This window comes from Pantoea sp. SIMBA_079 (assembly GCF_046940275.1).
Lineage (GTDB): Bacteria > Pseudomonadota > Gammaproteobacteria > Enterobacterales > Enterobacteriaceae > Pantoea > Pantoea borealis.
Genome location: NZ_JAWRYR010000961.1, coordinates 1 through 233 on the forward strand (window position 1 = coordinate 1; position 233 = coordinate 233).

At 63.9% G+C, this 233-nt stretch carries 1 protein-coding gene; it reads right to left on the bottom strand.

Annotation, left to right across the window (positions count from 1 at the left end; genetic code table 11):
• Positions 1–233: S16 family serine protease (locus SB719_RS22785; RefSeq protein WP_412160129.1), on the bottom strand; the 233-nt coding region annotated here is incomplete at both ends.

Consider the following 233-nt stretch of genomic DNA (forward strand, 5'->3'; position numbering starts at 1 on the left):
GGCCCTTGCCGGGAATGACCACGGCCTCGATGGTCAGCAACTCGCCGCCCACCTGGGTCCAGGCCAGGCCGGTAACCTGACCGATCTGGTCCTGCTGCTCGGCCAGACCATAGCGGAACTTGCGCACGCCCAGCAGGTGCTCCAACTGCTCGCTGGCCACCTTGACCTTGACCTGCTTCTGCCCGGTATGTTCCTTGACCACCTTACGGCAGACCTTGGCAATTTGCCGCTCC